Source organism: Henriciella sp. (assembly GCF_029937755.1).
In the GTDB taxonomy this organism is placed as follows: domain Bacteria; phylum Pseudomonadota; class Alphaproteobacteria; order Caulobacterales; family Hyphomonadaceae; genus Henriciella.
The window spans coordinates 1-22985 of the sequence record NZ_JAPYPG010000010.1; the positions used below are offsets into that span (position 1 = coordinate 1).

Genomic DNA, 22985 nt, shown 5'->3' on the forward strand with positions numbered 1-22985 from the left:
TCGCCATCCGCGAAGGCGGCCGCACCGTCGGCGCCGGCGTCGTCTCCAGCGTCAAGGAATAGGACATACGCTCAGGGCTGATGCAGCCCTGAGCCCGATCCATCGCGCCAGCGGGGATCAAGACATCAAAGGGCCGCTCCAGATGGGGCGGCCCTTTTTTTATTTGAGGGAGAAGCTGGAAGGCAGAAGTTCGGCAACCGTCATCACAGCGCGGATGCCCTCCGGGCCAGCCAGGCTTACCTTCACATCCGGCCCGGCAAACTCGGCGAGTTTCTGACGGCAGCCGCCGCAGGGCGCCACGGGTGTGTCGGCGTCGGCATAGACCAGGACTTCGAGAATCGCCTTGTCGCCGGCGGCCACCATGGACGTAATTGCGCCGCCTTCCGCGCAGATGCCTTCCGGGAAGGAGGCGTTCTCGACATTGCAGCCGACATGGATGCCTGACTTCGAGCGCACCGCGGCGCCGACCCGGAAACCGGAATAGGGCGCATGGGCATTTTCGCGGACGGCGCGGGCGGCTTCGAACAGGTCCTGGCTCAAGGATAATCTGCCTTGTTGGGGGCTGACGGCACCCTTCATACCACCGATTGTGAGGGCCGCCATACGGGGCAACTGCGCTTTCTGCATGTTGCTGCAAAGAATCCGTCATGCAGTGTTGACGAGCCCCCCACAATCTCATACACCGCGCCCTTCGAAGGGTCGGCTGTGCCTCGGGCAAACGCTTCCCACCGAACTAGACAATTCAGCCGATTGCGTCCGGGCGCTTCTAAGCGTGCGCCTTGGCGCGACATTTCATGTGGACGGGATACCGTACGATGGACAAACAAAATATCCGGATCAGGTTGAAAGCGTTCGACCACCGCGCCCTCGACATGTCGGCGAAAGAGATCGTTTCCACCGCGAAGCGCACTGGCGCTGATGTTCGCGGTCCGATCCCGCTGCCGACCCGCATCGAGCGTTTCACGGTCAACCGCTCGCCGCACATCGACAAGAAATCCCGCGACCAGTTCGAGATCCGTACGCACAAGCGTATTCTCGACATCGTGGATCCGACCCCGCAGACCGTCGACGCTCTGATGAAGCTCGACCTCTCGGCCGGCGTCGGCATCGAAATCAAACTTGAGGGAGCGCGCTAAAATGGCCCTTCCGGCAGAGCGTACAGGCGTCATTGCCAAGAAACTCGGCATGACCCGCATCTTCAACGAGGATGGCCGCCACGTTCCTGTGACGGTCCTCTCGCTTGATGGCTGCCAGGTTGTCGGCCTTCGCACCGATGAGGATCGCGAAGTCACCGTCAATCGCGGCAAGAAAAAAGAGAAGACCAAGGTTACCCGCAATGATGGCTACAAGGCCGTCGTGATGGGGGCCGGTGAGGCGAAAGCCAAGCGCACCGCGAAAGCCCAGCGCGAAGCCTTCGCCAAGGCTGGTGTCGCGCCGAAGCGGAAGCTCGTCGAGTTCCGCACCAAGGGCGAGACGCTGCCGGAAGTTGGCGCGGAAGTCCTGGCTGACCATTTTGTCGCCGGGCAGCGCGTTGACGTTGCTGGCGTGACCCTCGGCCACGGTTTCTCCGGCGCCATGAAGCGCTGGAACTTCGGCGGCCTGCGGGCCACCCACGGTGTGTCCATCTCCCACCGTGCCCACGGTTCCACTGGCCAGTGCCAGGATCCGGGCAAGGTCTTCAAGGGCAAGAAAATGGCCGGCCATTATGGCTCCGAGCGCGTGACCGTCCAGAACCTGGAAATCGTCCGCACCGATGCCGAGCGTGGTCTGATCCTGGTCAAGGGTGCGATCCCCGGCCATGACGGCGCTTATGTCGAAGTCCGCGACGCGGTGAAGACGGCACGTCATGCCGATGCACCGGTTGAGGGCTCGTTCCGTGGCAAGAATGGCGACGCGAAAGCCGCAGACGCCGAGAATGCGGAGGCTGGTGAATAATGGAACTCGCAGTCAAGACACTTGATAACAAGGCTGCCGGCAAGGCGACGGTTGATCCGGCGATCTTCGGCCTGGAAGACATCCGGTCCGACCTGCTGCACCGCACGGTTCGCTGGCAGCTGGCCAAGCGCCAGGCCGGTACGCACAAGACCCAGCGCCGTGACGAAGTTTCCGTCACGACCAAGAAGTATATCCGCCAGAAGGGCTCCGGCGGCGCCCGTCACGGTGCCCGTAATGCCGGTATCTTTGTCGGTGGTGCTGTGGCCCACGGCCCGCGTGTCCGCAGCCACGCGCACGATCTTCCCAAGAAGGTCCGCAAGCTGGCGCTGGCGCATGCGCTTTCGGCCAAGGTCAAGGAAGGCTCGCTCATCGTCCTGAACGAAGCGAAGCTGGACGAAGCCAAGACGAAAGAGCTTTCAGTCAAGTTCAAGGCGCTCGGTGTCGAGAATGCCCTGATCATCGGTGGCGCGGAAGTCGACGCGAATTTCGCCAAGGCAGCCCGCAACATTCCGAATATCGACGTCCTGCCGGTTGCCGGCCTGAACGTTTACGACATCCTGCGTCGCAAGCAGCTCGTCATCACGAAAGATGCCCTTGAGGCTATCGGTGCGCGCTTCGATGCCAAGGAAGGGAAGTAATCCATGGCTGACGTGAAAGCACATCATTACGACTCTCTTCTGCAGCCGGTGATCACCGAGAAATCGACGCTGCTGTCGGAAGAAAACAAGATCGTTTTCGAGGTTCCGCTGACCGCCAACAAGGCGGACGTCAAGGAAGCTGTCGAAGCGCTGTTCAAGGTCGACGTGACCAAGGTCAATACGATCAAGGTCAAGGGCAAGACCAAGCGCTTCCGCGGCAAGCTTGGCCAGCGCTCCGATTACAAGAAGGCGATCGTCACCCTTAAGGACGGTCAGTCCGTCGACATCACGACCGGACTGTAGGAGAGGATCATGGCACTTAAGACTTTCAATCCTACTTCGCCCGGCCAGCGCCAGCTTGTCATCGTCGACAAATCAGAGCTGCACAAGGGGCGCCCGGTCAAGTCGCTGACCGAAGGCCTGAGCAAGTCCGGCGGCCGGAACAATCGCGGCCGTGTAACGGTCCGTGGCATCGGTGGCGGCGCCAAGCGCCTGTATCGCAAGATCGATTTCAAGCGTAACCGCTGGGACGTTCCTGCGACTGTCGAGCGCCTGGAATACGATCCGAACCGCACGGCCTTCATCGCGCTCATCAAGTATGAGGATGGCCAGCAGTCCTACATCATCGCGCCGCAGCGTCTGGCAGTCGGTGACAAGGTCGTCACGTCGAAGACCGCAGACATCAAGCCGGGTAACGTCCTGCCGCTGAAGAACATTCCGGTCGGCACGATTGTCCATAATGTCGAGCTGAAGCCGCAGAAGGGTGCCCAGATGGCGCGCTCTGCCGGGACCTATGTCCAGATCGTCGGCCGTGACGCGGGCTATGCCCAGATCAAACTGTCCTCCGGCGAGCTTCGCATGGTTCCGGACAGCTGCCTGGCAGCCGTTGGTGCCGTGTCGAACCCGGACAATATGAACAAGGTGCTCTCCAAGGCGGGCCGGTCCCGTTATCTTGGCAAGCGCCCGAAGGTTCGCGGTGTCGCGATGAACCCGGTCGACCACCCGCACGGTGGTGGTGAGGGCAAATCGTCCGGCGGCCGTCACCCTGTGACGCCGTGGGGTCGCAAGACCCGTGGTCCGAAAACCCGCAAGACGAAGGCTTCGGATCGTCTGATCATCCGTCGCCGTAATTCGAAGCGCTAGGGAGCGAAGAGAGATGCCACGTTCCGTCTGGAAAGGCCCGTTTGTCGATGGCTACCTGCTCAAGAAAGCAGAGAAAGCCCACGCATCCGAGCGCCGCGAAGTCATCAAGACCTGGTCGCGCCGGTCTACCATCATGCCGCAATTCGTTGGCCTGAACTTTCAGGTTCACAACGGCAACAAGTTCGTGCCGGTCCTCATCAGTGAGGAAATGGTCGGTCACAAGTTCGGCGAGTTTGCGCCGACGCGGACCTACTATGGCCACGGCGCCGACAAGAAAGCGAAGAGGAAGTAAGCCATGGGTAAGGCAAAGAATCCTCCAAAGCAGGCGTCCAACGAGTCGCGCGCTGTCCTGCGCATGTACCGTTCCAGCCCGCAGAAGCTGAACCTCCTGGCTCAGCAGATCCGCGGTCTGCCGGTTCAGAAGGCGATGGACGAGATGAAATTCTCGCGCAAGCGCGCTGCCCAGGATGTCTACAAGACGCTCTATTCGGCCATGTCGAATGCCGAGAACAATCATGGTCTCGACATTGACAGCCTGGTCGTCGCTGAAGCGCATGTCGGCAAGAACCTGGTCATGAAGCGTATCCGCGCTCGTGCTCGTGGCCGCGCCGCGCGCATCATGAAACCTTTCTCGCAGCTGACCATCGTGCTGCGTGACTCCTCAGTTGAAGCGGAGGCCGCATAATGGGCCAGAAGATCAATCCCGTTGGGTTCCGTCTCGGTGTCAACCGGACTTGGGACAGCCGCTGGTATGCGGACACGGCTGATTACGGCCGTCTTGTCCACGAGGACCTGAAGATCCGCAAGACGATCAAGGACCAGCTGAAGCAGGCCGGTATTTCGCGCATCGTCATCGAGCGTCCGCACAAGAAGTGCATTGTCACGATCCACACTGCCCGTCCGGGCCTTGTGATCGGCAAGAAGGGCGCCGACATCGAAGTGCTTCGCAAGAAGCTTTCGAAGATGACGGAAGACGAGGTTCGCGTGAACCTGGTCGAGATCCGCAAGCCGGAAATCGACGCCACGCTCGTCGCCGAAGACATTGCCCGCCAGCTTGAACGCCGCGGCTCTTTCCGCCGCGCCATGAAGCGTGCAATCCAGAACTCGATGCGCCTTGGCGCACTCGGTGTTCGCGTGATGGTTGCCGGCCGCCTTGGTGGCGCCGAGATCGCGCGTACCGAGCAGTATGCAGAGGGCTCCGTTCCGCTGCACACGCTGCGCGCCGACATCGACTATGGCACCGCCGAAGCAGAGACGACCTACGGCATCATTGGCGTGAAGGTCTGGATCTACAAAGGCGAGATCATGGAGCACGACCCGATGGCACAGGACCGCAAGGCGGAAGATTCCGGCCAGGCCCGTGCCCGTTCGACCAACCAGCGCGGCCCGGCTTCCGGTCCGCAAGGCGCAGGAGCGTAACCGATGCTGCAGCCGAAACGCACCAAATACCGTAAGGCCTTCAAGGGCCGGATCACGGGCAACGCCAAGGGCGGCTACACGCTGTCCTTCGGCAGCTACGGTCTCAAGGCTCTCGAGCCGGAGCGCGTCACCGCGCGCCAGATCGAGGCGACCCGCCGTGCCGTGACCCGCGAGATGAAGCGCCAGGGCAAAGTGTGGATCCGCGTCTTCCCGGACACCCCGGTGTCTGCGAAGCCGATCGAGGTTCGCATGGGTAAGGGCAAGGGTTCGGTCGACCGTTGGGTCGCCCGCGTTGCCCCCGGCCGTATCCTTTTCGAGATCGACGGTGTTCCGGATGCCGTGGCCCTCGAGGCGCTTCGCCTCGGTGCCGCCAAGCTTCCGATCAAGACCAAGATCGTCAAGCGCATTGAGGGGATCTAGTCATGAACATCACTGATCTGCGTTCGAAGAGTGCCGACCAGCTGCGCGACCAGCTCAAGCAGCTGAAGAAGGAACAGTTCAACCTCCGTTTCCAGCAGGCCACCGGCCAGCTGGAGAAAACGGCCCGCGTCAAGGAAGTCCGCCGCGATATCGCGCGCGTGAAGACCCTCCTTGCCGAGCAGGCCAAGACGGAAGCCGAGGCGTAGGAGAGAAGATATGCCGAAACGCGTAATGGAAGGCGTCGTGGTTTCCACCAAGCAGGACAAGACGGCTGTGGTCCGTATCGACCGCACCTTCCTGCATCCTGTTCTGAAGAAGATCGTGCGCCGCTCGAAGAAGTATCACGCCCATGACGAGACCAATTCGGCCGTCGAAGGGCAGCGTATCACCATTCAGGAGTGCCCCCCGCGCTCCAAGCTGAAGACCTGGGAAGTTGTGCCGGGCGATGGAGCTGACGCATGATCCAGATGCAATCAAACCTCCGCGTCGCCGACAATTCCGGCGCCCGCCGCGTCCAGTGCATCAAGGTACTGGGTGGTGCAGGCCGCCGCTATGCGTCTGTTGGTGACATCATCGTGGTCTCGATCAAGGAAGCGATTCCGACCGGCCGCGTGAAGAAGGGCGATGTGCGCCGGGCAGTCGTGGTCCGCATCGCGAAAGATATTACCCGCCCCGATGGCTCCGTCATCCGTTTTGACACCAATGCCGCTGTGCTGGTGAACAATACCGGCGAGCCGATCGGAACCCGGATCTTCGGCCCGGTTCCGCGCGAACTTCGCGCCAAGAACCACATGAAGATCGTCTCACTGGCTCCGGAGGTGCTGTAACCATGGCTGCCAAGGTGAAAAAAGGTGACCGCGTCGTCATCACGGCCGGCCGGAACAAGGGTGCCACAGGCGAAGTCCTGAAGGTTATCCCGGCTGACTCCCGTGTTGTCGTGCAGGGTGTGAACGTCGTGAAGCGCCATCAAAAGCCGGGTCAGATGGATCCGGGCGGCATCAAGACGTTCGAAGCTCCGGTCCATGTCTCCAATGTGGCGATCATGGATCCGCGTGACGGCAAGCCGACCCGTGTCGGTTTCAAGGTAGACGAGCATGGGCGCAAGACGCGCTATGCCAAACGTTCTGGCGAGTCGATCGATGTCTGAGAATTATGAACCCCGCCTCAAGGCGAAGTACAAGAAAGAGATCCGGACCAAGCTGCAGGAGGAGTTCAACTACTCCAACGACATGCAGGTCCCGAAGCTCGACAAGGTCGTGATCAACATGGGTGTTGGCGAAGCTGTCGCTGACTCCAAGAAGATCAAGACGGCCCTGGCAGAGCTGGAGCGGATTTCCGGCCAGAAGCCGGTGCCGACCAAGGCCCGCAAGTCCATCGCCGGCTTCAAGCTGCGCGAAGGCATGATCATCGGTGCCAAGGTCACGCTCCGCCGCGACCGTATGTATGAGTTTCTCGATCGTCTGACCACGATGGCCCTGCCGCGTGTTAAGGACTTCCGGGGTCTGAACGGCAAGAGTTTCGATGGCCGTGGCAACTACGCCATGGGTCTCAAGGAGCAGATCGTGTTCCCGGAGATCAACTATGACGACATCGAAGACATTCGCGGTATGGACATCATTGTCTGCACCACCGCCAAGACGAACGAAGAAGCCAGGGCACTGCTTTCGCATTGCGGCTTCCCGTTCAGGAACTAGCGCTTGAGGACGAAACGAAATGGCTAAGAAAAGCGCAATTGAGAAGAACGAAAAGCGTCGCCGGATGGTCGCACAGTATGCGGCTCGCCGGGCGAAGCTCAAAGCGATGGCGATGGATGAGGATCTGCCGCTGGAACAGCGTTTCCAGGCACGCCTCAAACTCGCCGAGCTGCCGCGCAATTCCGCGCCCAGCCGTATTCGCAATCGCTGTGAGGTGACCGGGCGTCCGCGTGGTTACTATCGCAAGATGAAAATGTCGCGCATTGCGCTTCGTGAACTCGGCTCTCTCGGCATGGTGCCGGGGCTTGTAAAGTCGAGCTGGTAGGAAAGGAGGACCAGGATGAATATATCGGATCCCCTTGGCGATCTCCTGACCCGTATCCGCAATGCGCAGATGCGTGGCATGACCAAAGTCGTCTCGCCGTCGTCGAAACTGCGCATTCGTGTGCTCGACGTACTGCAGAGCGAAGGCTTCATCCGTGGGTACACGGAAGTCGAGAAAGACGGCCATCGCAATGTCGAGATTGAGCTTAAATATTTTGACGGTACGCCGGTCATCTCCGAGATCCGCCGGGTCTCGAAGCCGGGCCGCCGTGTCTACTCGTCGGTGAATGATCTGCCGCTGGTCCGTAACGGACTGGGTATCTCCATTCTCTCCACGTCCAAGGGTGTCATCTCTGATGCCGTGGCGCGGAATGAGAATGTGGGCGGCGAAGTTCTCTGCCGGGTATTCTAGGACGAGGATGAACTGACATGTCCCGTATTGGAAAACTGCCCATTCCGGTCCCGAACGGCACAACCGTGTCCGTCGAGGGAAACAAGGTCCAGGCCAAAGGCCCGAAAGGCGAACTCGCCTTTGTCGTCTCCGAGATGGTTACCGCCACGCTCGAAGACGGCGAGCTGTCGATCATGCCGCGCAAGGATTACGTCGAAGAGGCGAATGAGCGCATCAAGGCAAATGACGAGAAGGGCAAGAAGAAGATGACCTTCGCCGAGGCTCTGGATCCGAAGGTGCGCACCCAGTGGGGCACCGCACGGGCCAATGCCGCGAACGTTGTTCTCGGTGCCACCAACGGCTTTTCGAAGTCACTGGAGCTCGTCGGCGTCGGCTATCGTGCGCAGATGCAGGGTTCGGACCTGAAGCTTTCGCTCGGCTATTCGCACGACGTGATCTTCAAGGCTCCGGAAGGCATCAAGATCGAGACCCCGAAGCCGACTGAAATCACCGTTTCCGGTGCTGACAAGCAGGCTGTCGGACAGGCTGCCGCCGAGATCCGCCAGTTCCGCAAGCCGGAGCCCTTCAAGGGCAAGGGTGTGCGCTATGTCGGCGAATATGTCCGCCGCAAGGAAGGCAAGAAGAAGTAACCGCCATGAAGACGACACGCGAAAAGACACTCCGCCGCGCCCAGCGCGTTCGTGCCAAGCTCCGCAAGGTTGCCGAAGGCAAGCCGCGCCTGTCGGTTGCGCGCTCGCACAAGAATATCTCGGCGCAGATCATCGACGACGAGAAGGGCATCACTGTCGCTTCCGCCTCGACGCTGGAGCAAGGCCTGCGCGACAAGCTCAAGTCGACCAGCGACACCGGTGCTGCCCAGAAGATCGGTGAACTCATCGCCGAGCGCGCCAAGAAGGCGGGCGTCGACGACGTTGTCTTCGATCGCGGCGGCTACATGTTCCACGGCCGGGTGAAAGCCCTGGCAGACGCCGCCCGTGAGGGCGGCCTGAAGTTCTAGGAGTCCGATATGGCAGACGAACAGGGCAGAGGTCGCGGCCGCGGACGCGGACGTAACGACCGCAACGATGAGCAAAGCGAGATTGTCGACAAGCTAGTCGGCATCAACCGCGTCGCCAAGACGGTGAAAGGCGGCAAGAACTTCGGTTTCGCTGCCCTCGTCGTGGTTGGTGACCAGAAGGGCCGTGCCGGCTTCGGCAAGGGCAAGGCCCGTGAGGTTCCGGAAGCGATCCGCAAGGCAACTGAAGACGCCAAGCGCAACATGGTTCGCGTCCCGCTTCGCGAAGGCCGCACGCTGCACCATGACGGCAAGGGCCGCTGGGGTGCCGGCAAGGTCATCCTGCGCGCAGCCCCTCCCGGTACCGGTGTGATTGCTGGTGGTCCGATGCGTGCTGTCATGGAAGTGCTGGGCATTCACGATGTGGTCGGCAAGTCGACCGGTTCGTCGAACCCGTACAACATGGTTCGCGCAACTTTCGAGGCGCTCAAAGGCCAGGCGAGCCCGCGCTCGGTTGCGTCCAAGCGCGGCCTGAAGGTCCAGGACATTGTCGGTCGTCGCACCGATGGCGCGTCCGAGACCGGCATTTCCGAAACCGCCTGATTGAGTGAAAGGACCTGATGATGGCGAAGAAGAAATCAGACACGATCAAGCTGCGCCAGACCGGCAGCCCGATCCGCCGCAAGCCGGCCCAGCGTGGTACGCTGGTCGGTCTCGGCCTGAACAAGATCGGCCGCGAAAGCGAGCTTAACGACACCCCGGCCGTGCGCGGCATGATTGCCAAGGTGTCTCATCTTATTGAAGTCGTAGAAGAGTAGGCGTATAGGGGCGACCCTTTCGTACGCCAGTCAGGAATAGAGCGATGAAACTCAACGAACTCTCTCCCAATGCGGGCTCGACCCATGATCGCCACCGCGTTGGCCGCGGCGTCGGCTCCGGCAAGGGCAAGACTGGCGGTCGTGGTGTCAAAGGCCAGAAGGCACGTTCGGGTGTTGCCCTGAACGGGTTCGAAGGCGGTCAGATGCCGATCTATATGCGTCTGCCGAAGCGTGGCTTCAAAGCGCTGAACTCGAAGAATCATGCCTGGGTCAACCTGGGCCGCCTGACCAAGGCGATCGAGGCCGGCAAGCTGAAGGCCGACGACATCACCGAAGAGACGCTGGTTGCGTCCGGTGTGATCCGCCGCACGAAAGACGGTGTTCGCCTGCTTGCAAAGGGCGATGCGCCGAAGAAGGCCAACATTACGGTGACGGGCGCCAGCAAGGCTGCTATCGAAGCCATCGAAAAAGCGGGTGGGAAGGTGACCGTGACGGGTCCGGCAACTGCTGAAAAAGCAGAGTAAGCCGCGGCTTTTTCGTCTAAACACCTTCACAAACAGGTTTTCGCCGCCAATGTTGGCGGCGATTTCTTTTCCGGGAGGAGGGTCTCTTGGCCACAGCCGCTGAACAAATGGCGCGAAACATGAATTTCGGCACCTTCGCCAAGGCGAAGGACCTTCAGGCCCGAATTCTGTTCACGCTCTTCATTCTCGTTCTCTACCGTCTGGGTACGTTCATTCCCGTACCGGGCCTCGACGCCGAAGCCTTCTCACAATATTTCGCGCAGCAGTCCGGCGGGATGCTGGGCAGCCTCAACATGTTTGCAGGCGGTGCTGTTGAGCGGATGAGTGTCTTTGCGCTCAACGTCATGCCTTACATTACCGCGTCGATCATCGTGCAGATGATGACCAGCGCGGTACCTTCACTTGAAAAGCTCAAGAAGGAAGGCGAGGCCGGACGCAAGCAGATCAACCAGTATACGCGCTACCTGACCGTGGGCTTTGCCTTCTTCCAGGGCTTCGGCATCTCCATGGGGCTGTCGAACTTCGCGCATGAGGGCCTTGCCTCCTGGTTCTTCATCCTGACCTGCGTCACGACCTTTGTCGGCGGCACCATGTTCCTGATGTGGATGGGTGAGCAGATCACCGCACGCGGCATCGGTAACGGCATCTCGCTGATCATCTTCGCCGGCATCATTGCCGAAATGCCGAAGGCGATCTTCAACCTGTTCGCCGGTGGCCGGGAGCAGGGCATCAATGTTGTGTTCGTGCTCGCCATTGTGCTGCTGGTCATTGCCATCCTGCTGTTCATTGTCTTCATCGAACGCTCCCAGCGCCGGATCCTGATCCAGTATCCGAAGCGCCAGGTCGGCAACCAGATGCAGCAGGGCCAGTCCTCCTTCCTGCCGCTGAAGATCAATACGTCCGGCGTCATCCCGCCGATCTTCGCGATCGCAATCCTGATGCTGCCGCTGACAGCGGTTGGTCTGGGCGGCGGCAGCACCGTCGATCCGCAGGGCGGCGCGACCGATCCGGGCATCCTGCAATGGCTGGCGCTTCACTTCTCGCCGGGCAGCTGGACCTACATCGTCACCTATGGCGTGCTCGTCGCATTCTTCTGTTTCTTCTACACCTCCATCATGTTCAATCCGGAGGAGACAGCAGACAATCTGCGCAAGTATGGTGGCTTCGTTCCGGGCATTCGTCCCGGCAAGAACACCGCGGCCTATCTGGACTATGTCCTTACCCGGCTGACCACGATCGGTGCCGTCTATCTCGTCTTTGTCTGTCTGTTGCCGGAGGTTCTGCGGCGCTACGTCCCGGAAATTCCATTCTACATCGGTGGTACTTCGTTGCTTATCGTTGTATCCGTCACAATGGATACAGTGACACAGATCCAGTCCCAGCTGATCGCTCATCAGTATGAAGGGCTGATCAAGAAATCGCGGCTGGGAGGCAAGCGTAGACGATGAACCTGATACTTTTCGGTCCACCGGCCGCCGGCAAGGGGACGCAAGCCAAGCGTCTGGTCGAGCAGCATGGCTATATCCAGCTTTCGACCGGTGACATGCTTCGCGCAGCCCGCGCATCCGGATCCGAGCTTGGCAATCGTGTCGCCAAGATCATGGACGAGGGCGGCCTGGTCTCCGACGAGATCGTGATTGACCTGATCGACGAACAGCTGGCCGCCCACAAGGACGCGCCGGGTTTCATCTTCGACGGGTTCCCGCGTACGGTCGGCCAGGCGAAAGCGCTGGATGAACTGCTAGAAACGCGCGGCATGAAAGTGGATTGCGTGATCCGTCTCGTTGTCGACGAGACCCAGCTGATGGAGCGCGTGACCAAGCGCTTCGAGGAGCAGGGCCGCAAGGATGATAATCCGGCGACTTTTGCAGCCCGGCTCGAAAAGTATAATATGGATACAGCCCCGCTTCTTCCGTTCTATGCGGAGCGCGGAATCCTTCGCGAAGTCGATGGAATGGCGAGTATAGAAGAGGTAACGGAGGGCGTCGAACAGGCGCTGAAACAGACCGCATAAAAGCCGCACTTCACCAGTTGACGCGGCGATTTGCACGTCTATAACGACGCACTTCGTTAAGAGGTCGGGTTCGCGCGCGCGAGGCGTTGGTTTTCGTTTCGCGCCGAGCCCGTTTTCGGCAGTTTTAGGAGACAGGCCCGTGGCCCGTATTGCAGGCGTAAACATTCCGACGAACAAGCGTGTCGAGATCGCGCTTCGTTATATTCACGGCATTGGCCCGGCCAAGGCCCGCGAAATCACCGAGAAGATCGGCATTGAACGGGACCGTCGCGTCTCGGACCTTACCGACGCCGAGGTGATCCAGATTCGCGAAACCATCGACGGCGACTTTCTCGTCGAGGGCGACCTGCGCCGTGAAGTGTCGATGAACATCAAGCGCCTGATGGATCTTGGCTGCTATCGTGGCCTGCGTCACCGCAAGCGCCTGCCGGTCCGTGGCCAGCGGACCCATACAAATGCCCGTACCCGCAAGGGTCCGGCGAAACCCATCGCCGGCAAGAAGAAGTAGGACCAGACCGATATGGCTCGTGATACGACCCGCGTTCGCCGCCGTGCCCGCAAGAACATCTCCTCAGGTGTCGCGCATGTGACGTCGAGCTTCAACAATACGATGGTGACCATCACCGACGCGCAGGGAAATGCAATTTCCTGGTCGTCCGCCGGGACCATGGGCTTCAAGGGGTCGCGTAAGTCGACGCCTTATGCTGCCCAGGTTGCGGCTGAAGATGCCGCCAAGAAGGCCCAGGAGCATGGTCTCCAGACCATCGAGGTGAATGTCCGTGGTCCGGGGTCCGGCCGTGAAAGCGCTCTTCGCGCCCTGCAGGCGGCTGGCCTGACGATCACGTCCATCCGCGACACGACCCCAATTCCACACAATGGATGCCGCCCGCCGAAACGCCGCCGCGTCTAGGCTCAAGCCCCATCCATATATAGAGCAAGGAGGCCTTGAATGGCCGATACCGCGACCAGTGTGAATGACCGTAACTGGAAAGAACTGATCCGCCCGAACCGTCCGAAGGTCGAGGCAGGTCGTGATCCGCGCCGCCATGCCAAGCTCGTCATCGAGCCGCTGGAGCGCGGTTTTGGTACGACTCTCGGTAACGCGCTTCGCCGCGTGCTGCTCTCGTCGCTGCAAGGCGCCGCGATTACCGGTGTCTCCATCGACGGCGTGGTGCACGAATTCTCGTCCATTCCGGGCGTCCGCGAAGACGTGACCACCATCGTGCTGAACCTGAAGCAGGTCGCCATCGACATGGTTTCGGATACGCCGAAGCGCATGATCCTGAAGGCTGACGGCAAGGGCGAAGTGAAAGCCGGCCAGATCGAGACCTCGGGCGACGTGAAGATCCTCAACCCGGATCTCGTCATCTGTACGCTCGATGATGGCGCCTCGGTCCGCATGGAATTCACGGTTGCGACCGGCAAGGGCTATGTCCCGGCCGATCAGAGCCGTCCGGAAGATGCCCCGATCGGCTTCATCCCGGTCGATGCGATCTATTCGCCGGTTCGCCGCGTTGGCTACAGCGTGGAAGACACCCGCGAAGGCACCGTTCTGGACTATGACAAGCTGACGCTGACCGTCGAAACCGACGGCTCGATCACGCCGGAAGATTCCGTGGCATATGCCGCGCGTATCCTCCAGGACCAGCTGCAGCTCTTCATCACCTTCGACGAGCCGGAAACCGAGACCTCCTCTTCCAGCGAAGAGACCGATCTCGGCTTCAACCCGGTCCTTCTCAAGAAGGTGGACGAGCTCGAACTGTCTGTCCGCTCGGCAAACTGCCTGAAGAACGACAACATCGTTTATATCGGCGACCTGATCCAGAAGTCGGAAGCGGAAATGCTCCGCACCCCGAACTTCGGCCGCAAGTCGCTGAACGAGATCAAGGAAGTGCTCGCTGGCATGGGGCTGCACCTCGGCATGGAAGTGCCGGACTGGCCGCCGGAAGACATCGAGGCACTTGCCAAGAAATACGACGACCACCTCTAAAAGTCCGCCCGGGAGGGCGCGCAGGAGACCAAGTAAATGGCCCACGGAATTGCACATCGCAAGCTGAACCGCACCTCGTCGCACCGCAAGGCGATGTTCGCGAATATGGCCGCTTCGCTGATCGAGCATGAGCAGATCGTGACGACCCTTCCCAAGGCGAAGGAGCTCAAGCCGATCATGGACAAGCTGGTGACGCTGGCAAAGAAGGGCGATCTTCCGTCCCGCCGCCGTGCTATCGCGCAGGTCCGCAACAAGGAAGCGGTCCAGAAGCTCTTTGAAGTGTTCGGTGAGCGCTACAAGGACCGTAATGGCGGTTATACCCGCGTCCTGAAAGCCGGCTATCGCCATGGCGACAATGCTGCCGTGGCCGTGATCGAGCTGGTCGACCGCGACGAAGACGCCAAAGGTGCCAAGGACCGTGCCCGCCACGAGGCCGAACTCGAGGCGATGGAAGAATAGGTCTTCCGCCAGACGAATTTGGAAAAGCCCCGTCAGAACTGGCGGGGCTTTTTTTATGTCTAAAGCCCGAGCTGTCCCTTTGACAGGATGTTACGCTGAATCTCGTTGGAGCCGGCGTATATGGAGCCGGCGCGGTCGTTGAGATATTTCGGCGCGACGGTGACAAGGCTGTCGGGGCCGACCAGCCCCTGATTGGAGGAGTGGCGCGTGACGACAGGCCCGCCCGGGCTTGTATGTTCCGGCTGGAAGGGCTGGACGTGCAAGCCGGCCAGGTCGAGCGCGATTTCGGTGACGCGCTGGCTGAGTTCGGTGCCTTTGATCTTCATCATCGACGCCTTGAGGCCGGGTGTGCCGCCGCTCGACAGCTCCGACATCATCATCAGCTCGGCGGCTTCCAGCGCTTCGGCTTCCATCTCTGTGGCCGCAATCGCCATGTTCAGGTCTGCATCCAGCCGGCCGAGCTCGGCCGCAGTGCGGCGCAGCGCGCCAAGCCGCTGCAGCAGGCGCGGGCCGTAGGACGAGCCGCCGCGCTCGAATTCGAGCAGGTATTTGGCAACCGTCCAGCCTTTGTCGACATCTCCGATCACGTTCGCCTTGGACACACGCACATCGTCGAAGAAGACGGCATTCTGGATATGCTCGCCCGACAGCATGATGATCGGGTCAACGGTGACACCGGGTGCCGTCATGTCGATCAGGAGGAAGGTGATGCCCTGCTGGGGCTTGCCGGAGGCGTCGGTGCGCACCAGGCAGAACATCATGTTCGCCTCATGGGCATGAGTCGTCCAGATCTTCGAGCCGTTGCAGATGAAGGCGTCGCCATCGTCTTCGGCCGACATGGTCAGCGCGGCGAGGTCGGACCCGGCGTGCGGCTCTGAATAGCCCTGGCACCAGAAATCCTCGCCCGACAGGATGCGGGGCAGGTAATGTGCCTTCTGCGCTTCGGAGCCATGTCCGATCAGGGCCGGCCCACACATGCCGATGCCCATGGGCGAGAGCGGCGGCGCGCCCGCCTTGGCCATTTCGAGATCAAAGATGTAATGCTGCGCGACCGACCAGTCGCACCCGCCATGTTCCACCGGCCATGAGGGCGCCGCCCAGCCCTTCTCCAGCAGGATGGCCTGCCATTCGAGCGCGATGGGTTTCTCGGCATAGACGCTTGTCATGCGCGCGGCGTAGCGCTTCAGATCCTGCGTCAGCGCGTCGTCCAGAAAGCTCCGGACCTCGTCGCGAAAGGCTTCCTCGGCAGGGCTGAAGGTCAGTTGCATCGATGGCTCCACGGCTAAGCTTGATGCCATGATGGAGCGAGCCGTAGAGGCTTCAACCCATGCCCGCGGGTCACCCTGACCAATGGGCCTTCAGGGCTCCCGTAACGTCGTCGGTGCATTCAACGATCGACCAATGTCCGCAATTTCCGAGGAGCTCCAGTGTCGCGCCGGTGCGCTTGCAGAACGTCTCTGCCGTCTCGTCGGAGGTGTAGGGGTCGCTGCCGCCCCAGATGACGAGGCCGCGCGGGTGCACCTTGTCGATGTCGCTGTCCCAGCTTGCGCCGACTTTCATGCCGGAGCGGTAAAGCTTCAGGATGGCCCGCCGGCTTTCCCGCTTCCAGTGAACGGCTTCATGGGCAGCCAGGCCTTCCGACATGCGCTGGCGGACAAGCGCCTTCTCGAGGTCGCTCGGGGGCGAAATCGCCATCAGGAACTCACCGAGCAGAGGGGTTGCCCAGAGGTGTGCGATGAGCGGCCACGGGTCGTTCGGGTCGGGTACGGCGTTAGCGGCGGTCCAGCTACGGATAAGGTCAGGTCTGAGGCAGGCGGCGCGTACCACGAACAGGCCACCCCAATCATGGCCAACGAGGTCGATGGGACCGTCACGCTCGAAGGCGGCCTCCATTTCTGCGATCAACCAGTCCACATAGGCGTCAGGCGTGCCGGCGAAATCCATTGGCGCTGGCGTTGCGAGTCCAGGCAAGGCCGGACACATGGCGGTTTCTGAGAGGCCGAGGGCCTCCACGAGCGGTGACCACACGATCGGTGTGTCGGGTATGCCGTGAACAAAAAGTTTCACCAATCCGCCCTCACGTGCGGCGCGCGTTGCAGAGCTGGGCCCGCTTCAAGCCCAGTGGCTCCGAAGCAAGTCGGCGAACTTGCCTGCTCTCTCAACGACGGACCAGTGCCCTGTGTTCCCGCAACGGTGGAGGGGTACGCCGGTATGCTGGCAAAACCGCTCGGCCGTCTCGACCGGCACGAACGGGTCGTCATCGCCCCAGAAGACCATGCCCCTGTCGGGCAGCCGGTCGAGGTCCTTCGCCCACTCGGACGCGACATGTTTCGCCGAACGGTAGAGCTTCAGGATCGAGGATTTCATCGACCTGTCCCAGTGCTGGGCTTCAATTTCACCGATCTCCCTCGGCACACCCGATTGCACGAAAGCTTCGGTCAGGCGCTTGCGGCTTGTGAGCGCCATGAACAGTTCGCCAAGAAGGGGTGTCTGGAATATCCGGGCGGTGCGATGCCACTTGTAGTCTTGCTCCGGCAGGGCGTTCGACACGGCCCAGCTGCGCACAAGGTCCGGTCTCAAGCATGCCGCGCGGACGACCAGGAGCGCGCCCCAGTCATGCCCGACAAGGTCGACCTCGCCGTGCCTGGCGTGTTCGGTTTCGATAATACCGACCAGCCAGTCAGCATAAGCCTCCTTGGTGCAGTCGAAGCCATCGGGGACCGGAACGGAGAAGCCGGGCAGGGCGGGGCAGAGGGTTTCGCCGGCATCCTTGCCAAGCTCGCCAAGCAGCGGCTCCCACATGGCCGGCGTGTCCGGCACGCCGTGCACGAAGATTTTCATGATGTTGCTCCTCCCGGTGCGCGACCATATGCCATCACGCTTCTGCGCTCAATCAGGCCAGCTTCCGTTCCGGCAAGCTTGCCCTGATCGGGGCTCTGTTGGCATGGTGTCGCAAAACCCCAGTGGAGGACAGGTTCATGAAGACAGCCATCACCGAGATGTTCGGAATCGAGCACCCGATTGTTCAGGGCGGGATGCACTATGTCGGCTTCGCGGAAATGGCGGCGGCGGTCTCCAATGCCGGCGGCCTCGGCATCATCACCGCGCTGACCCAGAAGACGCCTGAAGATCTCGCCAATGAGATCGCGCGCTGCAAGGACATGACGGACAAGCCGTTCGGCGTGAACATCACTTTCCTGCCGTCCACCACGCCGCCTGACTATCCGGGCATCGTGAAGGCCGTCATCGACGGTGGCGTGAAGGTGGTCGAGACAGCCGGCAATAATCCGCAAGCGGTCCTGCCCCATCTCAAGGATGCCGGCATCAAGGTTATCCACAAGTGCACCGCAGTCCGTCACGCCCTGAAGGCGCAATCCATCGGATGTGACGCCGTCAGCGTCGACGGGTTCGAATGTGGTGGCCACCCGGGCGAGGATGATGTGCCGAACATGATCCTCCTGCCGCGCGCGGCCGACGAGCTGGAAATTCCGTTCGTCTCCTCAGGCGGCCAGGCCGATGGCCGCAGCCTCGTGGCGTCACTCGCCATGGGGGCCGCCGGCATGAACATGGGCACGCGTTTCATCGCAACGAAGGAAGCGCCGGTGCACCAGAACGTCAAAGACGCCATTGTGGCGGCGACCGAACTCGACACGCGTCTCGTGATGCGTCCGCTGCGCAATACCGAGCGCGTGCTCAACAATGCCGGCGTCGAGCGCCTTCTCGAGAAGGAAAAGAAGCTCGGCTCGGACATCAAGTTCGAGGACATCATCGAGGAAGTCGCTGGCGTCTATCCGAAGATCATGGTCGAGGGCGAAATGGATGCGGGCGCCTGGTCCTGCGGCATGGTAGCGGGTCTCATCCATGACATCCCGACCTGCCAGGAGCTGATCGACCGGATCATGAACGAGGCACACGAGATCATCGAGACCCGCCTGCGCGGCTTCCTCGGCACGCGGGAAGCGGTTGCGGCCGAATAGGCGGCACGGCATACATCTCTGAAACTTGGCTGGAGGGCGCTTATGCGTAATGGATTGATTGGTTTTACGCTGGGCGCCGCCTTGCTTGGCAGTGCTTGTACACCCGGTGAGACTGGCGGCATGTCCGCTCAGGACACCTGCGGACAGATGCTGTCAGGCGACCCGGAGATCGAGGCCGACCTCGCAGAGTTCGATGCGACGGTGGATGACTACTGCGCGTGCTTCGCGACGACGCTTGAGTCGCAGACCGAGGAAGACCGCGATGCGATCATGAAGGTCGTCAGCACGATTGCTGAACTTCGTACCGAGCGGAATATCGGACTCGAGGCTGCCGCAGAGCTTCTGGAAGAAGTGGCTGAGGGCCGGAATACGAATGAGTCCATCGATATTAGCGGGAGCGCCTTCGAGACTGCCGGCAGGTTCGTGGACGGGATCCGCAACGATCTCCGGGATAATGACGGGCAGTGCCCGGCGAGCTAGGCGCTAGTCCCTGACACGCGCTTCGACGGCGCCGAGCCGGGCCAGCTCGTCGGCGCGTTCGTTGCCTTCGTCGCCGTCATGGCCTTTCACCCAGCGCCAGTCGACGTCATGGCGTGCGCAAGCCTCCTCAAGCGCTTGCCACAAATCCTTGTTCTTGACCGGCTTTTTCGACGCGGTTTTCCAGCCATTGCGCTTCCAGCCATGGATCCACTTGGTCAGTCCGTCCTTCACATAAGTGGAATCGGTGTGCAGGCGGACTTTCGACGGCTTCTTGAGGGCTTTCAGCGCCTCGATCGCGGCCATCAGTTCCATGCGGTTGTTCGTGGTCGCGGCTTCGCCACCATATAGTTCCTTGCAGTGGTCGCCGGCCCGCATCACCGCGCCCCAGCCACCGGGACCGGGATTGCCGCTGCAGGCGCCATCCGTCCAGATTTCAATCAACTTCGACATGACAGACCGGTTCGCTCGCTTCGCCCGGTCCGTCAAGACGGGTGTCAGAAGACATCTGTGGCAAGATCGCTGATCTGCTGCTTCGGACGCACGATGGCGAGGAAGAGCGATGCGCAGACGAGGCCTGCCAGCGCCCCGATCAGGCCGCCGGTCAGGAGCGCTCCGAAGAAGCCATCCTGCTGCATCGACGCTCCAAAGAAGCCGGTCGTTCCGCCGACCAGAAGCGCGCCCCAGATCGCGCCCCAACGGTAATAGGGGGCAGTCCGGGTGATCCCGCGCTTGGGAAACCGCCCGATGGACAGCGCCAGGACAAGCCATGTGACGGGGATGACGATGAAGAACAGGTACCAGTTGAACGCTGCCATCATCACCGCCACAAAGGCGCCCATCATGAAGCCGCCACGCTCGGCGAACTGGGCTGGCTGGGCGCCGGCCAGGGATGTCAGCGTGGAAAATACAAAGGCCAGCATGGCCGCGATCAGGGCCACGCATATACAGGCGCAGATTCCGCACAGGAAGCAGGCCAGCGCCACGCGCTTTATCCTGGGCTTCTCGTCACCGGCTGCATAGTCGCGGACGGGGTTCGTCCCCGCATAATACACCGTGCCGTTCGGTCCGAAGTCGACCATTCTTGTCCCTCCACCGCGAGGCAGAATGCCACCTGTCAGGAGAAATGGAAACGCTTCAATCGGGCGCATGGAAGGCCCTGAGCGGGCAAGAATCAGGCGCCGTAGCTCGCCGCTGACACCGCCTTGCGGTGGAAGGCGAGGCGCGCGGAATAGTCGAGCGGGTTCTTCGGCTTCACCAGCGCGTCGGCAGGCGTGTCGGTCCAGTCGACCAGCCGTGTCAGGAAGAAGCGCAGCGCCGCGCCCCGGCACAGCAGCGGCAGGAATTCGCGCTCGGCCGGCTCAAGCGCGCGAACGGACTCATAGCCCGCAATGAGGGCAGCGCCCTTCGAATAGTTGAACTCGCTGCCTTCCTCGAAGGCCCAGGCATTGAGGCAGACGGCGAGGTCATAGGCGAGCGCGTCGGTGCAGGCGAAGTAGAAATCGATGGCGCCGGAGAAGTCATCGCCGATGAAGAAGGCGTTGTCGGGGAAGAGATCGGCATGGATGGTGCCGCGCGGCAGGTCGAGGCTGTGAGGTTTGGCCCGGCCGATTTCCGCGAGGTCTTCAGTGACGAGTGCGGCGAGCCCCGGTTGCAGCCCTTCCGCGGTCTCCTCCCGCCCATGCCACAGCTTTGGCCAGCTGGCCGGCCCCAGCGCGTTGGGGCGGGTCTGCTCGAAATCCCCCAGCGCGGCATGCATCAAAGCGAGGTTCTCACCCATCGAGCGGCATTGCGCGGGATTGGGCCGGGCAGGCGACAGCCCGTCGAGAAAGGAGACGATGACGGCGGGGCGGCCTTCCAGCTCACGCAGGACGTTACCTTCCCTGTCGGCAATAGGGGCCGGGCAGGGGAAGGCCTTCTCGGCCAGATGCTGCTTCACCGCCATGAAATAGGGCAGGTCCTTCGGATCGGCCCGGCGCTCGAACAGGGTCAGGATATACCGGCCCGTCTCGGTCTCGAGATAGTAGTTCGAGTTTTCGACGCCTTCGGCAATACCCTTGAAGGCGCGTGCCTTCCCGAGCGAATAATCGCTCAGGAAGGCCGCAAGCTTGTCGTCGCTGACACTCGTATAGACCGCCATGTGACGGCTTTATTCGCCACGGCCGATCATGTCACGCAGCAAGGTTTTGCCGGCCAGGAGATAGTGCAGCGCCGCCCACGCATAGAGCGAACAGAAGGCAATGATGGACCAGCGCAGGCCTTCGCTGTTTGCGCTGTTGCAGGCTGCGACCGCTGCGGTCGACAGCTCCGTTGTCACCTTGCAGGTTTCAAGGGACAGGTTGAGATCGTTTCCGGCCAGGAACATGCCTTTCAGGAAGGTCGACAGGATGCCGATGAGCGGCGGACCGAGCCCGTAGCCGAGCAGGTTCACGATGAAGAGCGTGATCGCCACCGAGGTTGCCCTCATGCGGCTGTCCACCACGCCGCCGACGATCGCGTACATCGGGCCGAGATAGAAATAGTGCAGCGTTGCAGCGGCCATGAGTGGCGGCAGGGCGAGCCAGACCGTCGGCGCAAGAAACCCGAGGGCATAGAGCGGGACGGAAACGATCATGCCCAGCGCGGGCATCCACGACAGGGCCTTCGGATGGCGATGCGCCAGCCGGTCTGCGAGATAGCCTGAGGAGAAGACGCCGAGCGCCGCCATCAGGCCAATGATCACACCGAACAGGACCGCAGCCGTCTGGAGGTCCAGACCATGTGTCCTGACCAGGAAGGATGTCGTGAACTGGGCAACGCCATAACCGACAAAGGAGGCAATTGTCGCGCCGGCAACGATGTGCCAGAAGGTCGGTTTCTTGGAGAGGACCTTGAAGACCTCACCCATGCTGGAGCGTTCAAGATGTTGCAGTTCTGGCGGATCGCTGTAGCCCCGTGGCGGTTCCTTGATCGTCATTCTCACGACGATGGCGAGGATCACGCCGGGAAAGCCGACGAGAATGAAGGCCACACGCCACCCTTCCACATTCTGCCAGTCGGCAAGGCCCAGCGCCCAGGTCCAGCCCCAGGCTTCAAACATGGCTGCCAGCGATGGTCCGTCCAGATTGCCGACGATGAAGCCTGCGAAAATAGCGGCAAACATGCCGCCCAGAGGCACGCCAAGGGCATAGATGGAGACCGCCGTCGCACGGCTCGAGGGTTTGAAATAGTCTGCAAGGAGGGACTGAGCGGGGGGCGTGCAACCGGCTTCACCGACACTGACACCGACCCTGAACAGGAACAGGACCATAAAGGATACCGCGACACCGCAAAGCGCCGTCATGAGGCTCCATACGAAGACCGAGATGGCAATGATCCAGACGCGGTGGAAGCGCTCCGCCATCCGGGCAATCGGGATGCCGAGCATTGTGTAGAGAATGGCGAAAGCCGGACCGCCCAACAGGCCCATCTGCCAGTCCTCGACCTGGAAGCTTTCCTTGATCGGCTCGGTCAGGATGTTGATGATCGAGCGGTCGATGAAATTGAAGATGTAGACCAGAAGGAGCGCGCCAAGCACGAAGCCGCGATAGCCTTTGGTGCCATAGCCTTCATTTGGCTCAGTAATACTTCCGGCAGTCGAATCGACTGTCGCCATTGTGGCCTCCCTTTACCTCCGGTGCGGACAGCTTCCTGAAGAAGTGCCCGTTTTATCGTTCGGATCAGGATTGCAAATCGGAATAGCCGAGACCAGACCAAATCGACGTTTCG

Annotated in this window: 37 protein-coding genes; 29 read left to right on the forward strand and 8 right to left on the reverse strand. The window is 61.3% G+C overall.

The features are described from left to right. Positions 1 to 159 precede the first annotated feature (159 nt). Positions 160 to 579: a cytidine deaminase gene (locus Q1K29_RS16395; protein ID WP_366524227.1), complete on the reverse strand. Its 420-nt coding sequence runs from the start codon at positions 577 to 579 to the stop codon at positions 160 to 162. Between the two features lie 236 nt (positions 580 to 815). Between Q1K29_RS16395 and rpsJ the strand changes: the two genes are divergently transcribed. The 27 genes from rpsJ to rplQ all read left to right on the forward strand — a co-directional run bounded on the left by rpsJ (position 816) and on the right by rplQ (position 14784). After that, on the forward strand, positions 816 to 1136 hold the full coding sequence (gene rpsJ / locus Q1K29_RS16400) for a 30S ribosomal protein S10 (protein WP_119376172.1): 321 nt from the start codon (positions 816 to 818) through the stop codon (positions 1134 to 1136). Between the two features lies 1 nt (position 1137). Then, positions 1138 to 1935 carry a 50S ribosomal protein L3 gene (gene rplC, locus Q1K29_RS16405; protein WP_300396218.1) on the forward strand — a complete coding sequence of 266 codons (798 nt, stop codon included), beginning with the start codon at positions 1138 to 1140 and terminating at the stop codon, positions 1933 to 1935. Beyond that, positions 1935 to 2573: a 50S ribosomal protein L4 gene (gene rplD / locus Q1K29_RS16410; RefSeq protein ID WP_300396220.1), complete on the forward strand. Its 639-nt coding sequence runs from the start codon at positions 1935 to 1937 to the stop codon at positions 2571 to 2573. The genes rplC and rplD overlap by 1 nt, the downstream gene beginning before the upstream one ends. A gap of 3 nt (positions 2574 to 2576) precedes the next feature. After that, complete coding sequence (locus Q1K29_RS16415) at positions 2577 to 2876, forward strand: 50S ribosomal protein L23 (RefSeq protein WP_300396222.1); 300 nt, start codon at positions 2577 to 2579, stop codon at positions 2874 to 2876. A gap of 9 nt (positions 2877 to 2885) precedes the next feature. Beyond that, a complete protein-coding gene (gene rplB, locus Q1K29_RS16420) occupies positions 2886 to 3716 on the forward strand; it encodes a 50S ribosomal protein L2 (protein ID WP_300396224.1) in 831 nt (276 codons plus the stop codon). 13 nt (positions 3717 to 3729) lie between these two features. After that, positions 3730 to 4008 carry a 30S ribosomal protein S19 gene (gene rpsS, locus Q1K29_RS16425; RefSeq protein ID WP_300396226.1) on the forward strand — a complete coding sequence of 93 codons (279 nt, stop codon included), beginning with the start codon at positions 3730 to 3732 and terminating at the stop codon, positions 4006 to 4008. Positions 4009 to 4011: 3 nt separating this feature from the next. Then, positions 4012 to 4401: a 50S ribosomal protein L22 gene (gene rplV, locus Q1K29_RS16430; RefSeq protein WP_300396228.1), complete on the forward strand. Its 390-nt coding sequence runs from the start codon at positions 4012 to 4014 to the stop codon at positions 4399 to 4401. Further along, entirely contained in the window at positions 4401 to 5135 is a 735-nt protein-coding gene (rpsC, locus tag Q1K29_RS16435; protein ID WP_300396230.1) for a 30S ribosomal protein S3, read from the forward strand. Before rplV ends, rpsC begins: the two co-directional genes overlap by 1 nt. A 3-nt stretch (positions 5136 to 5138) precedes the next feature. Continuing rightward, positions 5139 to 5555 carry a 50S ribosomal protein L16 gene (rplP, locus tag Q1K29_RS16440; protein ID WP_300396232.1) on the forward strand — a complete coding sequence of 139 codons (417 nt, stop codon included), beginning with the start codon at positions 5139 to 5141 and terminating at the stop codon, positions 5553 to 5555. Between the two features lie 2 nt (positions 5556 to 5557). Further along, the gene (gene rpmC / locus Q1K29_RS16445; RefSeq protein WP_300396234.1) at positions 5558 to 5761 is read left to right on the forward strand and encodes a 50S ribosomal protein L29; all 204 of its coding nucleotides are present in this window, start codon (positions 5558 to 5560) and stop codon (positions 5759 to 5761) included. 10 nt (positions 5762 to 5771) lie between these two features. After that, positions 5772 to 6017, forward strand: a complete 246-nt coding sequence (gene rpsQ, locus Q1K29_RS16450; protein WP_300396236.1) for a 30S ribosomal protein S17 — start codon at positions 5772 to 5774, stop codon at positions 6015 to 6017. Continuing rightward, complete coding sequence (gene rplN / locus Q1K29_RS16455; RefSeq protein ID WP_300396238.1) at positions 6014 to 6382, forward strand: 50S ribosomal protein L14; 369 nt, start codon at positions 6014 to 6016, stop codon at positions 6380 to 6382. The genes rpsQ and rplN overlap by 4 nt, the downstream gene beginning before the upstream one ends. 2 nt (positions 6383 to 6384) lie before the next feature. Beyond that, positions 6385 to 6702 (forward strand): 50S ribosomal protein L24, encoded by a 318-nt coding sequence (gene rplX / locus Q1K29_RS16460; protein WP_300396240.1) that lies wholly within the window; start codon positions 6385 to 6387, stop codon positions 6700 to 6702. Continuing rightward, positions 6695 to 7249 (forward strand): 50S ribosomal protein L5, encoded by a 555-nt coding sequence (gene rplE / locus Q1K29_RS16465; RefSeq protein ID WP_300396241.1) that lies wholly within the window; start codon positions 6695 to 6697, stop codon positions 7247 to 7249. Before rplX ends, rplE begins: the two co-directional genes overlap by 8 nt. Before the next feature lie 19 nt (positions 7250 to 7268). After that, on the forward strand, positions 7269 to 7574 hold the full coding sequence (gene rpsN, locus Q1K29_RS16470; protein ID WP_300396243.1) for a 30S ribosomal protein S14: 306 nt from the start codon (positions 7269 to 7271) through the stop codon (positions 7572 to 7574). Between the two features lie 15 nt (positions 7575 to 7589). Further along, the gene (gene rpsH, locus Q1K29_RS16475) at positions 7590 to 7985 is read left to right on the forward strand and encodes a 30S ribosomal protein S8 (protein WP_300396245.1); all 396 of its coding nucleotides are present in this window, start codon (positions 7590 to 7592) and stop codon (positions 7983 to 7985) included. A 17-nt stretch (positions 7986 to 8002) separates the two neighbouring features. Then, positions 8003 to 8614: a 50S ribosomal protein L6 gene (rplF, locus tag Q1K29_RS16480; protein WP_300396247.1), complete on the forward strand. Its 612-nt coding sequence runs from the start codon at positions 8003 to 8005 to the stop codon at positions 8612 to 8614. 5 nt (positions 8615 to 8619) lie between these two features. Beyond that, positions 8620 to 8982, forward strand: coding sequence for a 50S ribosomal protein L18 (rplR, locus tag Q1K29_RS16485; protein WP_300396249.1), 363 nt, complete (start codon positions 8620 to 8622; stop codon positions 8980 to 8982). A gap of 9 nt (positions 8983 to 8991) precedes the next feature. Next, entirely contained in the window at positions 8992 to 9582 is a 591-nt protein-coding gene (gene rpsE / locus Q1K29_RS16490; protein WP_300396251.1) for a 30S ribosomal protein S5, read from the forward strand. Positions 9583 to 9602: 20 nt separating this feature from the next. Continuing rightward, entirely contained in the window at positions 9603 to 9797 is a 195-nt protein-coding gene (gene rpmD / locus Q1K29_RS16495) for a 50S ribosomal protein L30 (protein ID WP_300396443.1), read from the forward strand. Between the two features lie 44 nt (positions 9798 to 9841). Then, positions 9842 to 10321, forward strand: a complete 480-nt coding sequence (gene rplO / locus Q1K29_RS16500; RefSeq protein WP_300396253.1) for a 50S ribosomal protein L15 — start codon at positions 9842 to 9844, stop codon at positions 10319 to 10321. Positions 10322 to 10407: 86 nt separating this feature from the next. Continuing rightward, a complete protein-coding gene (gene secY / locus Q1K29_RS16505; protein ID WP_350208756.1) occupies positions 10408 to 11769 on the forward strand; it encodes a preprotein translocase subunit SecY in 1362 nt (453 codons plus the stop codon). Next, a complete protein-coding gene (locus tag Q1K29_RS16510) occupies positions 11766 to 12335 on the forward strand; it encodes an adenylate kinase (protein ID WP_300396255.1) in 570 nt (189 codons plus the stop codon). Before secY ends, Q1K29_RS16510 begins: the two co-directional genes overlap by 4 nt. A 139-nt stretch (positions 12336 to 12474) precedes the next feature. Further along, positions 12475 to 12843 (forward strand): 30S ribosomal protein S13, encoded by a 369-nt coding sequence (gene rpsM, locus Q1K29_RS16515; RefSeq protein ID WP_300396257.1) that lies wholly within the window; start codon positions 12475 to 12477, stop codon positions 12841 to 12843. A gap of 12 nt (positions 12844 to 12855) precedes the next feature. Beyond that, positions 12856 to 13245 carry a 30S ribosomal protein S11 gene (gene rpsK, locus Q1K29_RS16520; protein ID WP_300396258.1) on the forward strand — a complete coding sequence of 130 codons (390 nt, stop codon included), beginning with the start codon at positions 12856 to 12858 and terminating at the stop codon, positions 13243 to 13245. Between the two features lie 60 nt (positions 13246 to 13305). Then, positions 13306 to 14325, forward strand: coding sequence for a DNA-directed RNA polymerase subunit alpha (locus tag Q1K29_RS16525; protein WP_350208836.1), 1020 nt, complete (start codon positions 13306 to 13308; stop codon positions 14323 to 14325). Between the two features lie 36 nt (positions 14326 to 14361). Next, entirely contained in the window at positions 14362 to 14784 is a 423-nt protein-coding gene (gene rplQ, locus Q1K29_RS16530) for a 50S ribosomal protein L17 (RefSeq protein WP_300396262.1), read from the forward strand. 59 nt (positions 14785 to 14843) lie between these two features. On the opposite strand, the gene Q1K29_RS16535 is transcribed toward rplQ, so the two are convergent. The 3 genes from Q1K29_RS16535 to Q1K29_RS16545 form a co-directional block, all read right to left on the reverse strand. Beyond that, complete coding sequence (locus tag Q1K29_RS16535; protein WP_300396264.1) at positions 14844 to 16052, reverse strand: acyl-CoA dehydrogenase family protein; 1209 nt, start codon at positions 16050 to 16052, stop codon at positions 14844 to 14846. A 70-nt stretch (positions 16053 to 16122) separates the two neighbouring features. Further along, positions 16123 to 16851, reverse strand: coding sequence for an alpha/beta hydrolase (locus Q1K29_RS16540; RefSeq protein WP_300396266.1), 729 nt, complete (start codon positions 16849 to 16851; stop codon positions 16123 to 16125). 45 nt (positions 16852 to 16896) lie between these two features. Then, complete coding sequence (locus tag Q1K29_RS16545) at positions 16897 to 17625, reverse strand: alpha/beta hydrolase (RefSeq protein ID WP_300396268.1); 729 nt, start codon at positions 17623 to 17625, stop codon at positions 16897 to 16899. Positions 17626 to 17762: 137 nt separating this feature from the next. Between Q1K29_RS16545 and Q1K29_RS16550 the strand changes: the two genes are divergently transcribed. Beyond that, positions 17763 to 18761 carry a nitronate monooxygenase family protein gene (locus tag Q1K29_RS16550; RefSeq protein WP_300396270.1) on the forward strand — a complete coding sequence of 333 codons (999 nt, stop codon included), beginning with the start codon at positions 17763 to 17765 and terminating at the stop codon, positions 18759 to 18761. A 42-nt stretch (positions 18762 to 18803) separates the two neighbouring features. Beyond that, positions 18804 to 19241, forward strand: a complete 438-nt coding sequence (locus tag Q1K29_RS16555; RefSeq protein ID WP_300396272.1) for a hypothetical protein — start codon at positions 18804 to 18806, stop codon at positions 19239 to 19241. Positions 19242 to 19244: 3 nt separating this feature from the next. Here the strand turns inward: Q1K29_RS16555 and rnhA are convergent, their stop codons facing one another. From rnhA to Q1K29_RS16575, 4 genes are all read right to left on the reverse strand, one after another. Next, a complete protein-coding gene (rnhA, locus tag Q1K29_RS16560) occupies positions 19245 to 19691 on the reverse strand; it encodes a ribonuclease HI (protein WP_300396274.1) in 447 nt (148 codons plus the stop codon). 44 nt (positions 19692 to 19735) lie between these two features. After that, positions 19736 to 20320: a hypothetical protein gene (locus Q1K29_RS16565; RefSeq protein WP_300396276.1), complete on the reverse strand. Its 585-nt coding sequence runs from the start codon at positions 20318 to 20320 to the stop codon at positions 19736 to 19738. 92 nt (positions 20321 to 20412) lie between these two features. Next, the gene (thrB, locus tag Q1K29_RS16570; protein ID WP_300396277.1) at positions 20413 to 21378 is read right to left on the reverse strand and encodes a homoserine kinase; all 966 of its coding nucleotides are present in this window, start codon (positions 21376 to 21378) and stop codon (positions 20413 to 20415) included. A gap of 9 nt (positions 21379 to 21387) precedes the next feature. Then, positions 21388 to 22872 carry an MFS transporter gene (locus tag Q1K29_RS16575; protein ID WP_300396279.1) on the reverse strand — a complete coding sequence of 495 codons (1485 nt, stop codon included), beginning with the start codon at positions 22870 to 22872 and terminating at the stop codon, positions 21388 to 21390. Between the last annotated feature and the right edge of the window lie 113 nt (positions 22873 to 22985).

What these genes read in the sequence shown, in the direction of transcription:
- Q1K29_RS16395 (WP_366524227.1), bottom strand. Translation starts at nt 579, where the DNA reads ATGAAGGGTGCCGTCAGCCCCCAACAAGGCAGATTATCCTTGAGCCAG.
- rpsJ (WP_119376172.1), top strand. Translation starts at nt 816, where the DNA reads ATGGACAAACAAAATATCCGGATCAGGTTGAAAGCGTTCGACCACCGC.
- rplC (WP_300396218.1), top strand. Translation starts at nt 1,138, where the DNA reads ATGGCCCTTCCGGCAGAGCGTACAGGCGTCATTGCCAAGAAACTCGGC.
- rplD (WP_300396220.1), top strand. Translation starts at nt 1,935, where the DNA reads ATGGAACTCGCAGTCAAGACACTTGATAACAAGGCTGCCGGCAAGGCG.
- Q1K29_RS16415 (WP_300396222.1), top strand. Translation starts at nt 2,577, where the DNA reads ATGGCTGACGTGAAAGCACATCATTACGACTCTCTTCTGCAGCCGGTG.
- rplB (WP_300396224.1), top strand. Translation starts at nt 2,886, where the DNA reads ATGGCACTTAAGACTTTCAATCCTACTTCGCCCGGCCAGCGCCAGCTT.
- rpsS (WP_300396226.1), top strand. Translation starts at nt 3,730, where the DNA reads ATGCCACGTTCCGTCTGGAAAGGCCCGTTTGTCGATGGCTACCTGCTC.
- rplV (WP_300396228.1), top strand. Translation starts at nt 4,012, where the DNA reads ATGGGTAAGGCAAAGAATCCTCCAAAGCAGGCGTCCAACGAGTCGCGC.
- rpsC (WP_300396230.1), top strand. Translation starts at nt 4,401, where the DNA reads ATGGGCCAGAAGATCAATCCCGTTGGGTTCCGTCTCGGTGTCAACCGG.
- rplP (WP_300396232.1), top strand. Translation starts at nt 5,139, where the DNA reads ATGCTGCAGCCGAAACGCACCAAATACCGTAAGGCCTTCAAGGGCCGG.
- rpmC (WP_300396234.1), top strand. Translation starts at nt 5,558, where the DNA reads ATGAACATCACTGATCTGCGTTCGAAGAGTGCCGACCAGCTGCGCGAC.
- rpsQ (WP_300396236.1), top strand. Translation starts at nt 5,772, where the DNA reads ATGCCGAAACGCGTAATGGAAGGCGTCGTGGTTTCCACCAAGCAGGAC.
- rplN (WP_300396238.1), top strand. Translation starts at nt 6,014, where the DNA reads ATGATCCAGATGCAATCAAACCTCCGCGTCGCCGACAATTCCGGCGCC.
- rplX (WP_300396240.1), top strand. Translation starts at nt 6,385, where the DNA reads ATGGCTGCCAAGGTGAAAAAAGGTGACCGCGTCGTCATCACGGCCGGC.
- rplE (WP_300396241.1), top strand. Translation starts at nt 6,695, where the DNA reads ATGTCTGAGAATTATGAACCCCGCCTCAAGGCGAAGTACAAGAAAGAG.
- rpsN (WP_300396243.1), top strand. Translation starts at nt 7,269, where the DNA reads ATGGCTAAGAAAAGCGCAATTGAGAAGAACGAAAAGCGTCGCCGGATG.
- rpsH (WP_300396245.1), top strand. Translation starts at nt 7,590, where the DNA reads ATGAATATATCGGATCCCCTTGGCGATCTCCTGACCCGTATCCGCAAT.
- rplF (WP_300396247.1), top strand. Translation starts at nt 8,003, where the DNA reads ATGTCCCGTATTGGAAAACTGCCCATTCCGGTCCCGAACGGCACAACC.
- rplR (WP_300396249.1), top strand. Translation starts at nt 8,620, where the DNA reads ATGAAGACGACACGCGAAAAGACACTCCGCCGCGCCCAGCGCGTTCGT.
- rpsE (WP_300396251.1), top strand. Translation starts at nt 8,992, where the DNA reads ATGGCAGACGAACAGGGCAGAGGTCGCGGCCGCGGACGCGGACGTAAC.
- rpmD (WP_300396443.1), top strand. Translation starts at nt 9,603, where the DNA reads ATGGCGAAGAAGAAATCAGACACGATCAAGCTGCGCCAGACCGGCAGC.
- rplO (WP_300396253.1), top strand. Translation starts at nt 9,842, where the DNA reads ATGAAACTCAACGAACTCTCTCCCAATGCGGGCTCGACCCATGATCGC.
- Q1K29_RS16510 (WP_300396255.1), top strand. Translation starts at nt 11,766, where the DNA reads ATGAACCTGATACTTTTCGGTCCACCGGCCGCCGGCAAGGGGACGCAA.
- rpsK (WP_300396258.1), top strand. Translation starts at nt 12,856, where the DNA reads ATGGCTCGTGATACGACCCGCGTTCGCCGCCGTGCCCGCAAGAACATC.
- rplQ (WP_300396262.1), top strand. Translation starts at nt 14,362, where the DNA reads ATGGCCCACGGAATTGCACATCGCAAGCTGAACCGCACCTCGTCGCAC.
- Q1K29_RS16535 (WP_300396264.1), bottom strand. Translation starts at nt 16,052, where the DNA reads ATGCAACTGACCTTCAGCCCTGCCGAGGAAGCCTTTCGCGACGAGGTC.
- Q1K29_RS16545 (WP_300396268.1), bottom strand. Translation starts at nt 17,625, where the DNA reads ATGAAAATCTTCGTGCACGGCGTGCCGGACACGCCGGCCATGTGGGAG.
- Q1K29_RS16550 (WP_300396270.1), top strand. Translation starts at nt 17,763, where the DNA reads ATGAAGACAGCCATCACCGAGATGTTCGGAATCGAGCACCCGATTGTT.
- Q1K29_RS16555 (WP_300396272.1), top strand. Translation starts at nt 18,804, where the DNA reads ATGCGTAATGGATTGATTGGTTTTACGCTGGGCGCCGCCTTGCTTGGC.
- rnhA (WP_300396274.1), bottom strand. Translation starts at nt 19,691, where the DNA reads ATGTCGAAGTTGATTGAAATCTGGACGGATGGCGCCTGCAGCGGCAAT.
- Q1K29_RS16565 (WP_300396276.1), bottom strand. Translation starts at nt 20,320, where the DNA reads ATGGTCGACTTCGGACCGAACGGCACGGTGTATTATGCGGGGACGAAC.
- thrB (WP_300396277.1), bottom strand. Translation starts at nt 21,378, where the DNA reads ATGGCGGTCTATACGAGTGTCAGCGACGACAAGCTTGCGGCCTTCCTG.
- Q1K29_RS16575 (WP_300396279.1), bottom strand. Translation starts at nt 22,872, where the DNA reads ATGGCGACAGTCGATTCGACTGCCGGAAGTATTACTGAGCCAAATGAA.